General features: G+C 41.5%; 10 protein-coding genes. 6 read left to right on the plus strand and 4 right to left on the minus strand.

What is annotated here, in order from left to right:
- Positions 1-226: 226 nt before the first annotated feature.
- Positions 227-1,645, minus strand: coding sequence for a S8 family peptidase (locus ACRD64_RS01830; protein WP_430931445.1), 1,419 nt, complete (start codon positions 1,643-1,645; stop codon positions 227-229).
- Positions 1,646-2,190: 545 nt separating this feature from the next.
- Here ACRD64_RS01830 and ACRD64_RS01835 point away from each other — a divergent pair.
- From ACRD64_RS01835 to ACRD64_RS01855, 5 genes are all read left to right on the plus strand, one after another.
- Positions 2,191-3,348 (plus strand): hypothetical protein, encoded by a 1,158-nt coding sequence (locus ACRD64_RS01835; RefSeq protein ID WP_430931446.1) that lies wholly within the window; start codon positions 2,191-2,193, stop codon positions 3,346-3,348.
- Between the two features lie 36 nt (positions 3,349-3,384).
- Positions 3,385-4,071, plus strand: coding sequence for an ABC transporter ATP-binding protein (locus ACRD64_RS01840; protein ID WP_430931447.1), 687 nt, complete (start codon positions 3,385-3,387; stop codon positions 4,069-4,071).
- An 11-nt stretch (positions 4,072-4,082) separates the two neighbouring features.
- Complete coding sequence (locus tag ACRD64_RS01845) at positions 4,083-5,246, plus strand: ABC transporter permease (protein WP_430931448.1); 1,164 nt, start codon at positions 4,083-4,085, stop codon at positions 5,244-5,246.
- Between the two features lie 8 nt (positions 5,247-5,254).
- On the plus strand, positions 5,255-6,532 hold the full coding sequence (locus ACRD64_RS01850) for an ABC transporter permease (protein ID WP_430931449.1): 1,278 nt from the start codon (positions 5,255-5,257) through the stop codon (positions 6,530-6,532).
- A gap of 64 nt (positions 6,533-6,596) precedes the next feature.
- Positions 6,597-7,328 (plus strand): outer membrane lipoprotein-sorting protein, encoded by a 732-nt coding sequence (locus ACRD64_RS01855; protein ID WP_430931450.1) that lies wholly within the window; start codon positions 6,597-6,599, stop codon positions 7,326-7,328.
- Positions 7,329-8,070: 742 nt separating this feature from the next.
- Here ACRD64_RS01855 and ACRD64_RS01860 read toward each other — a convergent pair.
- Together ACRD64_RS01860 and ACRD64_RS01865 are read right to left on the minus strand one after the other, a co-directional pair.
- Positions 8,071-8,436, minus strand: a complete 366-nt coding sequence (locus ACRD64_RS01860; RefSeq protein ID WP_430931451.1) for a hypothetical protein — start codon at positions 8,434-8,436, stop codon at positions 8,071-8,073.
- Positions 8,437-8,670: 234 nt separating this feature from the next.
- The gene (locus ACRD64_RS01865; RefSeq protein WP_430931452.1) at positions 8,671-10,863 is read right to left on the minus strand and encodes a KamA family radical SAM protein; all 2,193 of its coding nucleotides are present in this window, start codon (positions 10,861-10,863) and stop codon (positions 8,671-8,673) included.
- Positions 10,864-11,570: 707 nt separating this feature from the next.
- Here ACRD64_RS01865 and ACRD64_RS01870 point away from each other — a divergent pair.
- A complete protein-coding gene (locus tag ACRD64_RS01870) occupies positions 11,571-12,524 on the plus strand; it encodes a hypothetical protein (protein WP_430931453.1) in 954 nt (317 codons plus the stop codon).
- Between the two features lie 101 nt (positions 12,525-12,625).
- On the opposite strand, the gene purT is transcribed toward ACRD64_RS01870, so the two are convergent.
- Positions 12,626-13,822 (minus strand): formate-dependent phosphoribosylglycinamide formyltransferase, encoded by a 1,197-nt coding sequence (purT, locus tag ACRD64_RS01875; protein WP_430931454.1) that lies wholly within the window; start codon positions 13,820-13,822, stop codon positions 12,626-12,628.
- Positions 13,823-14,136: the final 314 nt, after the last annotated feature.

The raw sequence follows: 14,136 nt of genomic DNA on the forward strand, positions 1-14,136 counted from the left end.
GAAAAAACAAACGCATCCAGAAATAATTAATTTAATTTTTAATGGCTAAAGTTAACGGCTATGGAAAGTAATCGGGACAAGTTATGCCTCGTTTCAGTAATGCCTTGTTTTATTGTACTTGCAATGCTCATGACGAACCCCCAATACATAATCCGGGTTTAATTGTAACCATAAAAAAAGCCCATGTCAACAACAACATGGACTTTTAAATTATTCATTAAAATATTTATTCAACAGCATTGGAAGCATTGATTCTACCATGCCCATAATATGCATCTTTACCTGGTTTACCCAGGTCATCTGAAGTTTGCTTCAGGATTGATATGATTTGGCTTGGTGTAATATTTCCGTCATATTTTTCTATAATTAAAGCAGCTGTTCCGGCCACATGCGGAGCGGCCATGCTGGTTCCCGCGGAGAACCCCCAACCGTTACTGATGGTACTGAACACCATATCGTACCACCAATAATCTCCGGGATAATCGAAATCGCCGCCGGGAGCAGCCAAATCTATCAAGGACTGACCATAATTTGTGTAACTGGCTGGTATATCAGGATCGGTATTCGGATCAAAAGCGATTCCATAAGGACCGGTAGCGGAAATGGCCAACAAGTGATTTAAGCTTGCAGGTAGAATCACCAAATTACCTGTATGGTTGGCATCGATAGCATCGTTACCGGCAGAAGTTACCACCAATACACCTTTTTGATAAGCATACGTAATGGCCTTTTGGTACGCATTAATATAGGCGGCCACTTCATTGGCTTTAACTTCAACTATGGTTCCGTCGGGCAATTCCACATCAAAACCATTTCTTGGAAGTTGAGAACCCAAACTCATATTAATAACATCAGCCCCGTTGTTGGCCGCATAAATTATCCCTGAGTAGATACCCGAAAACCCTCCGGACCCTGTGTATTCCGAGAGCACCTTTACGGCCACAATCTCGGCATTAGGAGCTACACCAACTACACCAAAATCAACACCTCCCAAATCGGGCCCATCCGCTGCAGCAACAGTTCCTGCCACATGGGTTCCGTGGTTAAAATAAAAACCCGGCTGAATATTGTAATCCTCTCCGGCAACAAATGATATTGACAGATCCGTGTTTAAGTTAGGTGCCAAATCCGGATGTTCGGCATCAATTCCACTGTCAAGTATAAACACCCGGACCCCTTCTCCTGTATATCCTTTATCCCAGGCACCTGGTGCATCGATGGCATCCATACTCCACTGGTAACCGTAATAAATTTCGTTTGATCCCAAATGCATGGGAACAAACTGCAGCTCGTCAGATTTGTTGGGTTCTAACCATTGCAATTGCACATCGGGCAAAACATATTTAACCCCTTTTATTTTTTTAGCATTCTTTGTAAAACTTAAATCATCTGATTCAACAAGATACATCCCAATTTCAGGATGCTTCCGTTTGATCTTTCCATTCGCTTTCATAATATCATCCTCCATTGCATCAGACATATCATCTGATAATATTAAAAAAGCATCTGCCGTATAGGTTACATTGTTTTTTGCGCTTTTGAGACTAATACTTTGGTCATCCAGGGTTATTTCCTCATCTACAATTTGTTCGGTACAGGCCGCCATTAAAATACCTGCCATCAGATAAAATACAATTTTCTTCATATCATTTATGGTTTAAATTAATAGTCACCTAAATTTAGACTATTAAAACACAAAAGTCAATAAGAAAATACAACCTTATAAAGGTACAAGCGTGATTTCAGGGAATTCGCTTTTAAAACATTATTCCCACCCCACACCTCCGTCTCTCCCAAAAGAGAGCATGTGCACGGTTCTCATTAGAAGGGAATTTAAGGGTGAGGGAAGGACAAATAACAAAAAAGCGAGCGTAAAAACCAATACCCCTAACCATGTGTTTACAGTCTTTGCCATCTTATATTTAATTCGTATATTTAATAAAAACCCAACAACTGGTTTACAACAATCCATCGAAAAAACAACAGCCAACCGCCTTTAAATTATTTACTGATTTATTGATATTCGAAAGAACAACTAATAAAAAAATAAAAAATCGAATTCATCATATATTGCACGTACCAGATGATTCAAATGATAAAAGACGTACAATTTGTATCAGGTTACAATAGCCTTGATTACCTTGTTACAGCACCTATAAACTTTATGTTTTACGACATTATGCAAACAAAATGTTAAAATGCAGACTTATTGGGTGGGTGGTTCTTACTCTGGTAATCAGCGCAGAAGCACAGAACACAGAACAGATTCCGAAAAACATGCCCGAACACAACGGTCAATTTTCGGCCTGGACGCTTTACAATCCCGACAACCCCGTCCCCCTTCTTGCAGGTAGTAGATACATTCCTCAGTTAAACTATGCTATTTCTTTAAACAAAAACAACAAAATTGATTTTGAAGTCTCGGCGAATATTTTTGGCAATATTGGTTATCGTTCAATAGATTCTATCTCTACCCATGGCGGGATAAGGACATACAGAGCCTGGGGAAGATATTCCTCCAAACAGTTAGAAGTACGCATCGGTTTGCAGAAGATAAACTTTGGGTCGGCTACCATGCTCAGGCCTTTACGATGGTTCGACCAGGTTGATCCCCGCGACCCTTTACTACTCACTAACGGGGTATGGGGAGTTTTAGGCCGTTATTATTTCCTCAACAACACCAATATATGGCTCTGGTGTTTGTATAGTAACCATAGCGTAAAAGGTATAGAATTTTTAACGACGAAGAAAGGTTACCCTGAGTTCGGAGGAAGGGTTCAGTACCCCGTTTCATCGGGTGAGGCTGGATTGTCGTTCCATCACAGAATGGCCGATTCAAGAAATTTGAACAATACAATACCTGAATATGATGTTATCCCTGAAAACAGAATAGGACTCGATGCGAGATGGGATAAAGTAATCGGAGTATGGATTGAAGGCGTTTGGGTAAACAAGGGAGAAAACCTCGGAAAATATAGCAACCGCGAAATATTCACCGCCGGAACGGATTATACATTTGGCATTGGGTCAGGGTTAAGCATAATCGCGGAACACATGGTTATCGCCAATGACGAAAAAGCTTTTTCCTTTCGAGACGCTACAAACTTTTCCGCTCTTACCCTATCCTATCCCATCGGCATGTTCGACAAATTAACTTTTATTACCTATTTCGATTGGCATAACAAGTCGGCATACAGATTTGTAAACTGGCAAAAGGAATTTAACAAAACATCGCTTTACATTATGGGTTATTGGAATCCTATAGACAGCATGCTACCAGTTACGAGCTCAGAAGAAAATATACTGGGCGGGGCTGGCATACAATTATTGTTTGCTTTTAACCATTAACGAGAAGAATTATTGTTAATGCACATAGTCAATAAGATGGATATAATTAAAATAAATGCATTGGTAAAAAAATTTCCGGTAGGCAAAGGATACTTTACCGCACTCAATAACATCGACCTAAACTTTGGCAAGGGCGAGTTTGCCGGTCTGGTAGGTCCAAGCGGTTCGGGCAAAACAACCCTGTTAAACATCATAGGCTCGCTTGACATACCAACTAGTGGCAGTGCTATTGTTATGAACAAATCCGTTTCCGATCTAAGTCATAAACAGTCGGCTGGATTGCGCAACCAACATATTGGTTTTATATTTCAAACATATAACCTATTACCGGTTTATACGGTATTCGAAAATGTTGAGTACTCACTTCTTCTGCAAAAGAAATCGAAATCGGAAAGAAAAAAAGCGGTATTGGAAGCCTTGGAGTGGGTCGGTCTGACCGACAAAGCATTGTCAACACCCAACATGCTTTCCGGGGGAGAATGCCAACGGGTAGCTATTGCCAGGTCCATGGTAAAAAAGCCTGAGATTGTGTTGGCCGATGAACCGACTGCAAATCTCGACTCAAAAAACTCTCACCATATTTTGCAAACCATGAAACGGTTGAACGAAGAACTGGACGTGACCTTCCTTTTTGCCACGCACGACGAAAAGGTGATGAAATATCTTAACAGGATTATTACCCTGGAAGACGGTAAAGTTGTTAGTGACGAAACCAACTCCTAAAAACCAGCATTATGATCGCACTAAAACTGGCATATAAAAATTTGATGGGTGCCGGACTCCGAACCTTTCTCAACGTATCGGTATTATCCTTTGCCTTTGTGCTTATCATATTTTACAACGGTATGATCGACGGGTGGAACAGGCAGGGAAGGAACGACACCCAAGACTGGGAAATCGGGCAGGGACAGTTCTGGCACCCGGGGTATGATAAATACGACCCTTATACCATTAAAGAATCCCATGCACTTCTGTCGGAAGAAGTCAATAGCCTAATAAAAGAGCGCAAGGTTACTCCCGTATTAATTTCACAGGCCACTATATATCCTCAGGGACGGTTACAAAGCATTGTTCTGAAGGGTGTAGAGCCCTTCCAACAAATCCTCAAATTACCTACTGCCGATTTATACAATGTGCAGGATGAGTATTCCGCCATTATAGGCAAAAGGATGGCAGAAAACACAAAGTTAAAAGCGGGCGACAAGGTATTGGTTCGATGGCGCGACAAAAACGGAACCTTTGATGCCCGCGAGATATATATTGCGTCTGTCTTTCAGTGCAATGTTCCTTCGATTGACCATGGCCAGATATATATCCAATTGGGAGTATTGCAAAAAATGACCGACCTCACAAACGAAGCAACACTGCTGGTAGTCGGCGAAAAGTACGAAGGTGGCGATATAACAGGCTGGTTATTTAAAGATCCAGATGAACTACTTGCCGATTTCGACAAACTTATCAAATCGAAAAAAGCGGGAGGAACCATATTACAGGCTGTATTGCTGACCATTGCCCTCCTGGCCATTTTCGACACACAAGTGCTTTCCATTTTCCGCAGACAAAAAGAAATAGGCACCCATATAGCATTGGGAATGACCCGCGCGCAGGTGGTGGGAATATTTACCGTGGAAGGCGCAGCACATAGTATTCTGGCCGCTATGGCAGGTGCAATTTACGGCATCCCCCTTTTTATGTATATAAACACCAAAGGAATTTCCTTTGGTTCGCAAGACATGGGCCTTACCATTGCTGACACCATATATCCATACTACAGCCTGGGGCTTATCATCGGCACCCTAATCCTGGTGGTGATAGCTGCAACAATAGTCAGTTATATTCCGGCCAAAAAGATTTCCAAAATGAACCCAACAGATGCTTTAAAAGGGAAAATTGCGTAAAGAACAGGATGATGATACGATTTATTTTAAAAGGAGTAGTAAGAGACAAAAGCCGAAGTGTATTGCCTATTATAGTAGTTTCACTTGGCGTATTCCTCACCGTTTTTATGAGTGGATGGATAGGTGGGGTATTTGGAGATATGATTGACCTAAATGCCAATTTCACCACCGGCCATGTTAAAATCATGACGCGTTCGTTTGCCGAGAACAAGAACCAACTGCCCAACGACCTGGCTTTGATGAATGTGGAGCAATTAACGGCGCAACTCAAAAACGACTATACCAATATGGAATGGGTGAACAGGATACATTTTGGTGGTTTGTTGGATGTACCCGATCAAAATGGCGAAACAAGGGCACAAGGGCCGGCCGCAGGAAAGGCCATCGACATGCTTTCTCCCGGCACCAACGAAGTGCAAAGGATGAACATTACCAATGCTTTAGTGAAAGGCTCATTGCCAACAAAACAGGGAGAAGCGCTTATCAGCAATGACTTTGCTGATAAATTCGGCGTAAATATAGGGGATGATATAAGTATTTTTGGTACCACCATGAATGGCAGCATGATGCTGAAAACCTTCACGCTATCCGGTACGGTAAGCTTCGGTAATACCATGCTGGACCGAGGAGCTATAATCGTCGACATCCGGGATGCCCGCCTTGCCCTTGACATGGAGGATGCCACAAGTGAGATACTGGGTTATTTTACACAAGGTGGCTACGACGATGCCAGAGCCGATTCGGTAAAGACCACATTCAATCGTAAGTTTTCATTAGTTGAAGACGAATTTTCCCCGCAGATGTTTAAACTCAGTGAAATGGGCGGCATGAAAGAATATTTACCGATGGCCAAAAGGATGAGCACCATGATGATCGTTATTTTTGTTGGCGCCATGTCGGTGGTGTTGTGGAATACCGGTTTACTTGGAGGCTTGCGCCGCTATAGCGAATATGGTGTAAGACTTGCCTTGGGCGAAGAAAAAGGACAAATCTACCTAACTATGGTTTACGAAGCTATTATCATTGGTTTGGCCGGATCTATCCTGGGAACATTACTGGGTCTGGTAGCATCCTACTACCTGCAAGAAAACGGTATCGATTTTAGCGCCTTAACAAAAGACCTCACCATGATGATGCCTACGGTATATAGAGCTAAGGTAAGTCCGGAGTTATTTTATATCGGCTTCCTTCCCGGCTTAATTGCCATGACACTTGGCAACGCTCTGGCCGGACTGGCCATTTACAAGCGCAACACAGCACAATTGTTTAAGGAACTGGAAGTTTAACGGGCATAGTCAGACGAGATTGATCAGATTGAAAATAGCATGTTACGACAAATAAAACAAACGCATGAAAGCAACCGTATTATTGTTAGGGTTACTGGCAAGCGCAAGCATTAAAGCGCAAACGGCCAATGAAATCCTGCAGAAGGTAGATTTAAACATGTCGGCCGAAAACCGGGTAGTCGAATCATCGATGACCATTCACGGAAGGCGCATCAGTCGCACGCTGACTTCCAGAACCTATTCGGTAGGTGATAAAAAATCTTTTACAGAATATCTTTCACCTGCACGTGAAATGGGGACTAAAATGCTAAAACTTGAAGACAGGCTTTGGATCTACTCCCCTTCTACCGACAGAATCATACAAATATCTGGTCATATGCTGCGCCAATCGGTTATGGGATCAGACTTTTCGTACGAAGACATGATGGACAACCGCAAACTGACGGAGATATACAATGCGGAAATTATAGCAACAGAGGAAAACGACGGAAGGAAAACTTTTGTACTGAAACTTACTGCCAGTATTGAAGATGTTGCATACCACTCCAGAAAAATATGGGTAGATGCCCAACATTACGTGCCCTTGCGAGAAGAATTATTTGCCAAAAGCGGTCAACTGTTAAAAAGCACCACCCTTGGTGATTTACAGAAAGTACAGGAAAAATGGTATCCCATGAAAATCAAATACAAGGACATGTTGAAAAATGGTGACGGAACAGAAATACAGATAAATAGCATTAAGTTCAACCAGGAAATACCGGAGTATATTTTTACCAAAGCGGCATTGAAACAATAAGCCTTATCGCCATTTACTAAATGATTACGTCATGATTTCATTTGGTTCCTATTTCTTTTATGTACAAGATTTTCTAATTTGACTATTAGAAATTTCAATAACCGGGGTATCCTGTTCATACCCTTTAGCTTCAGTATATTTATTTAGCCCGGGTAAACTTTTTTGACCCTAAAAAATACGGAATATAATAATCAACAGTGCTTTCATCTCATCATAATCCCCAAATTGTCATTATACTTCATGTAAATGCCAATTCGATGATTAAAATTTAAACATTACTTAAACCCGCAATATGCATTAGAAATTCTATTACACATTGAAATTACTTTAAAACAAGACACTTCGTTACATCACTTCAGCTCACCAGAACGATGCTATCCTCGTTTCAGTAATGCCTTGTTTTATTGTCCTTGCAATGCTCATGACGAACCTCCAATACATAATCCGGGTTAAACATAGCAATGTAAGATTTTCTAAACCGGTATTCTCTCGATACGGCTGATGCCTGCTGACAATAAGGATTTTTCATATTCCGAATGACAGATCTCGGATAATTTTACGTTTCGAACGTATTCGATAGAACTCAATTAGCATGTTTCGCCACTGGCAGAGAATTTTCAGGGCGCGTTTCATTTTCTGTTTTTCCATTTGTCACAGTACCTTATAGGGTCTTTTATACTGTAATTCCTTATCACATTCCGATTTTCATTTTTCAATGATGTTTTGATAAACCTCGTTTTTCTTATTCAAAGTGCAAATTGATTCCGCCAAACCATTTTACGGATATGTTATACAATACGGCCCCAATCATTCCCCATATAAAACCGGCAGCTGAAAAAAGTAAAGGCATTCCAATAAGTGCGCCGAATGCCAGGACGGTGCCGAAACTTAACCCAGGTGTTTCTGTTGAGACCATCCAATTCATAGTTACAAGCACATCGACGATTAGTCCACCAAAAGAATAAAGAACTCCGCAAACTAGTCCAATATGCCCCCCTAATACCGCATGGAATCTCCCGAAGGAGAACACTCCAATCTTTTTTATCTTTTCCATTGTTACCTGATTGTCTTCATTTATCTTCATATGCTCCTTTGCGAATAGGTGCATCTCATTTATTTTTAATTGCACTTTTCCTTATATACCCTTCATTATCGCAAGCTGCATTGGCATCAACAATCTTCTCTAATATCTGTTAAAAATATAGCTGCCCCTGAATTATGGAGCAACCCCTTACAATGTGAATTTTGCGATATTTTATTCCATCAAAGTCATTTGTTTAAACATAGCGAAAATATATCACGCACGAGTTGCAATATATAGCGACATATTTCCACAAACAACCTACTCCGGAATCTTCAAATTCGTCATTTCATCCACCACTTTAAAATCATAGTCAGGATATTCGTAAACAGAAAGCCGGGGTTCGGTTTCACCAATGGAATAGCCCCAGATGCTTTCGTACTCTGAAATGTCCTCTCCAATTTCTTCCAGCTGATTTAAATATTCGCTTATAGATTTGGATTCTATAATAACCACCTTACCCATTTTGTGTATAATGGGGCTGTGGTTTCGGTTACCGTCATGATCGAATTCCAATATGCGCCTACCATACCTTGTAATACCAATCACCCTGTATGTCATACTTTTCCCTACACCGGGAAGATTCAATACATTGCGGTCTGTGGCCAGGAATGGGATGCCCGCTTCTTTTCGCAGTTTATTAATGTTGTCAACCATTTCTTCGGCATTCATGGGAAATTCCTTTATGCTATCGTGATATTCTTCAGCTATTTTACCCATAGGTTTTTCTTCCACTTGCTCCTGAACGGCGCGGGCATTGGTGGCAAAGTTGAAACTATTCTCCATGTAACCTTTAACCGAGAAAGTGTAGTAGGTAAGAATTCCTATATCATTCAAGCACTGCCTCAACTTATTGGTATGCCCCCTGCGCGACGATGCCGATGTAAAAACATGCTGGTTGGTCACCGTCCAACCGGCAAAAATGAGCTTCTTCACAGCCACAGCCACCTCCGGAGTAATTTCCAGGGGCGACTCAATGTGGGTTTGGATAAGAAATTGCTTCACGCCAATTTCAGATGCCCTGGTTTTAAATTCTTTTAGTATGGTAATAAGCTCCGGAGTTATCCGTTGAGGAAGATACACCGGCAATCTTGTTCCCAACCTTACCCGGACCATCTCGGCATGCTTTTCACCATCTGCTCTTTTTTCATTGTCCGTTTTTTTATTCCGTGCCATCTCGTAAACAGCATCCAGAATTTTCTTTAACGAATGATCACTGCTCATAAAAGCATCACCTCCGGTGATAAGAATATCGCGGAGCTGGGTGTCATTTTCCCAATATCGCATGATACTTTTCATCCGCTCTTCCCAGGTTTCTTTAGGTTTAAGCTTGTCCAGGTTAAAGTTTAAATGGCCGTTCTGGAAATCGTACATCCTTTGGCAGGATGCACAAAGACCACCGCAAGCTCGCCCCATGGTGGACGGAATAAAAATAGCCACCTCCGGATAACGTCGGTGCACAATATGATGGGTGGGGAGTATCCAACCCGCTGCATTGGGTTTGCCGGGCTTAACAATATCTTCCTTTTCCCAGGCCTTAATATTTCCGAACTCCTCCACGAGCTGCTTACTGTAAAGAACATAGTAACGAATAGCCAGATCGGAACCTATCGCAAAATACGGTACCCGCACATGCAAAAGCGATAGGTAATAAGGGTTGACAAAAAACGGTATGCCTGCCTCTTCGGCTTCGTACAGGATTTTCATGGTATCCGGATCCAACGAGTTCCCCAGCATTTCATTGAGCAATTGTGGGGAGCGGACAGCAAACCTGAGGTGAAACATATGATCTTCCCACCAGTCCAGCACTTTTAGGAACTTTTGTTCATGGGACATTCCTTCTTCAAAAAAATATTTTAAATCGGTAATCTCTCCCTTGTCCATTTTATCGATCAGGATATTTATAATCCTTTCTCGGTTTTCTTCCCTCAGTTTTACAATACGCGGATCCATGCCGGATGGATACCTGTCCATCCATTCCTCTATTTTTTCCTTTGAAGGCATTTGGCAAGTATACTCTCCCCTATATTGCCGAAACAGATAAAGCATGTCTTTGAAGAATGCAGGCTTTGCCCCTCCGTTGCCATATGTTACAGCCAGCCAAATCATTTTTATGGGATTGCTGACGGCAATTTCTCCTCTCAGGTTTAAATCTTCATATTCCTTACCGGCATTATCGATATAGTCCAACAAGCGTATGGTGGCAAAATCCTGCCAATCCAATTTATCGAACACCTCCCGGCCATGTGCTTCATATTTATAAAATTGATAGGCTTCGGATCTTTTACGAAAGTCTGCAACAATCCAATTCCGGACGCCAATCAATGCTTCTGTCTCATTGCGGGCATTCCGCATAATCTCATCCAGCTTAGGGTTTTCCTGAAGTAATTGTTTAAGTACCCTATGCGCTCGTACCGTGATGGCAATTTGATCTAACTGAGGATATGCCGGCATAACGAATTGTTTAAGTTGTACAATATTGTGCACACGAATGCTATATAAATTTACGAATAAATACAACACAATGGAAACACCTTGATATTACTTTTCCCAGAGGTTGTTACCAGCTCTTGTGGTATTTTTAGCCTTTGTGCCATATCGAGCCTCTCTCGTCAGTTTTAACCATTCCTCGTGCAACTTTGTAAGGTCCGCATAAAGATATATGCAGCTGTTGTTAGGGAATGTATTAAACCCGCAATATGCATTCGAAATTCTTTTACGCAAGTAAACTACTTCAAAACAAGGAATTTCACTAAGTTGCCTCAACTCACAGGGCGGTGCTATGATTTGTTTCAGCAACTCCTTATTTTATGGTTTTTTAAATGCTCATTACGTATCTCTAATATATTCCGGGTTAATTAGATATACCATAACTATACGTTATTTTGAATTACTCTTTTGCATTTAACCCGCAATATGTATTAGAAAATCTATTACACATTGAAATTGTTTCAAAACAAGACACTCCGCTGCTTCACTTCAACTCACCATAACGATGAAAACCTAGTAAGATTGTACTTTCAATGTTCACGACGAAGTTCTAATGCATAATCCGGGTTTAACAAGCCATAAGAGTCAGAATGGATCTCAAAAAACATTTGGATAACGAATTAGGATTTAATGAAGAGGATATTTAAATTTATAGCTTGCTGAAATAAACAATGAACAAACAAGAAATCATAACGTGGTTGCTTGCTGGTGATGTTTCGATACAGTACCAGGTTCACCGTGATTTATTGGAAAAAACCAAAAAGGAACTTCAACAGAGGATAGCCAAAGAAGGCTGGGGCAAACGTTTTTTATCAAACCGAAATACAAACGGCCATTGGGGAATGGGGTTTTATCAACCCAAATGGATTTCTACCCATTACACGTTATTAGACCTTCGCAACCTAAATCTTTGTCCTGATCATTTTGCTGTTAAGGAAACTATTGATTTGGTAGTGGGTTCTCATAAATCAAAAGATGGCGGTATTCAGCTGGGTTCGTCAACATTTGAGCATAGCGATGTATGTGTCAATGCTATGTTTTTGAATTATGCTTCGTACTTTAAAACCGAAGAACAGAAATTATACTCGGTTGTTGATAGCATTCTGAATGAAATTATGCCCGATGGAGGATTTAATTGCAGAACAACAAGAAGTGGTGCCAAGCATAGTTCTTTGCACACCACCCTTTCTGTATTGGAAGGGATAATAGAATTTTTAAAAGCAGGATATAACTATCGGATAACAGATCTGCAGAAAGCAAGTGAAAGTGCGGAGGAGTTTATTTTGCTTCATCAATTATTCCTGTCAGATAGAACCGGAGAAATAATCCGAAAAGAGTTTTTGAGAATGCCCTATCCCAGCAGGTGGAAGTATGATATTTTACGCGCACTGGATTATTTTCGATATGCAGGAAGAAAGTGGGACGACAGGATGGAGGCAGCTGTACATGTTATCCTGAATAAGAGAAGAAAAGATGGCCGCTGGAACCTCCAGGCGGCCCACCCAGGCCAAATACATATTGAGATGGAAAAAGCAGGGCAAGCAAGCAGGTGGAACACACTGAGGGCTTTGCGGGTGTTGAAACATTTTGGGTTGGAAAAACTACCACCTTTCCCAAAGTATTGAACTTTGGAAAAGGTTAAAGCACAGGACTATGGGAAAGCTATAAAAACATTTCTTTTGAATTATAAGCTTTTCACTATTGATCGTTATCGCAAGACCAGGGACTATAGGTTTACCTTAATCGCCCTACTCGCCTTATTCGCTTTTTCCCTGGCCTCTTCAACCGAAGCTCCCCTTGCCAAGCACACACCCATTCTTCGTTCACCTTGTACTTCAGGTTTTCCAAACAACCGAACTTGCGTATCGGGTTCAATCAATGCTTGCTCCAATCCTGAATAAGTAACCTGATTTGAGTTCCCCTCTACCATAATTACACTACTGGCTGCCGGTGCATGCTGAACAATGTTGGGAATGGGCAAACCCAGCACGGCTCTAACATGCAAAGCAAATTCGCTTAAATCCTGCGATATCATGGTTACCATCCCGGTATCATGCGGACGAGGAGAAAGCTCGCTGAAATAAACGGTATCTCCTTTTACGAAAAACTCCACACCAAACAAACCTCTTCCGCCTAAAGCTTTCACCACTTTCTCGGCAATATATTGCGAATCTGCCAAAGCTTTCTCGCTCATGGACTGTGGTTGCCACGATTCCTGGTAATCGCCTCCTTCCTGGCGATGACCGATAGGAGCGCAGAACGAAACGCCTTCCACATGGCTGATGGTTAATAAAGTTATCTCGTAATCAAAATCCACAAATCCTTCAATAATCACCCGATCGCTGTTTCCGCGAGCACCTTCAAGTGCATAGTTCCAGGCATAATCAATGTCTGCTTCGCTTTTCACCACACTTTGTCCTTTGCCCGATGAGCTCATGATAGGCTTGATCACACAGGGATAACCGATTTCCGCTACGGCTGCATCAAATTCTTCTTTGGTTCCGGCGAACTTGTAGGGTGAGGTTTTCAACCCTAGTTCTTGGGCAGCCAAAGTCCTAATGCCTTCACGGTTCATGGTCAGTTTGGTGGCGTTAGCGGTGGGAATCACATTAAAACCCTCCTTTTCGAGTTCCAACAAAGTATCCGTTGCAATGGCCTCTACCTCGGGAATGATGTAATCGGGTTTTTCTTGGCGAATAATTTTAGCCAGTGTCGCTCCATCCAGCATGGAAACCTCATAACTACGGTGAGCCACCTGCATGGCCGGGGCATTTCTATATTTATCGATAGCTATCACCTCAACGCCATATCGCTGAAACTCGATGACTACTTCTTTGCCCAATTCTCCGGAACCTAACATGATAACTTTTGTCGCTGTAGGAGATAATGGTGTTCCAATTACTGTTTTTGATGTACTGTTCATGATTAATTGGGTATTTTTAAGCTGCAAAAATAGGTTTTTAATCGAAAAGCAGAAAACCAAAGATCTTGGAATAATTATTTGCTTTCAATCTGATTATTAGTGCAAATAACTGATCAAACCCCAATTGTTGGAAAAAGTGCATTCCCAATTTTACCGTCAGGTCAACATTTCCTGATGATTCACAAAAAGGCTACTCCAATTTACAGGCTCATCAAAGGAGACAATTGTCAACTGAAACCTCCAGGGAGTGCTCGATTTTCAAAAGAACTGTAAAATCATTGATGTCTATATTCTCTCTAACCAAATGCACAAAT

It is taken from the genome of Saccharicrinis sp. 156 (assembly GCF_050589685.1).
Classification (GTDB): Bacteria; Bacteroidota; Bacteroidia; order Bacteroidales; family Marinilabiliaceae; genus Saccharicrinis.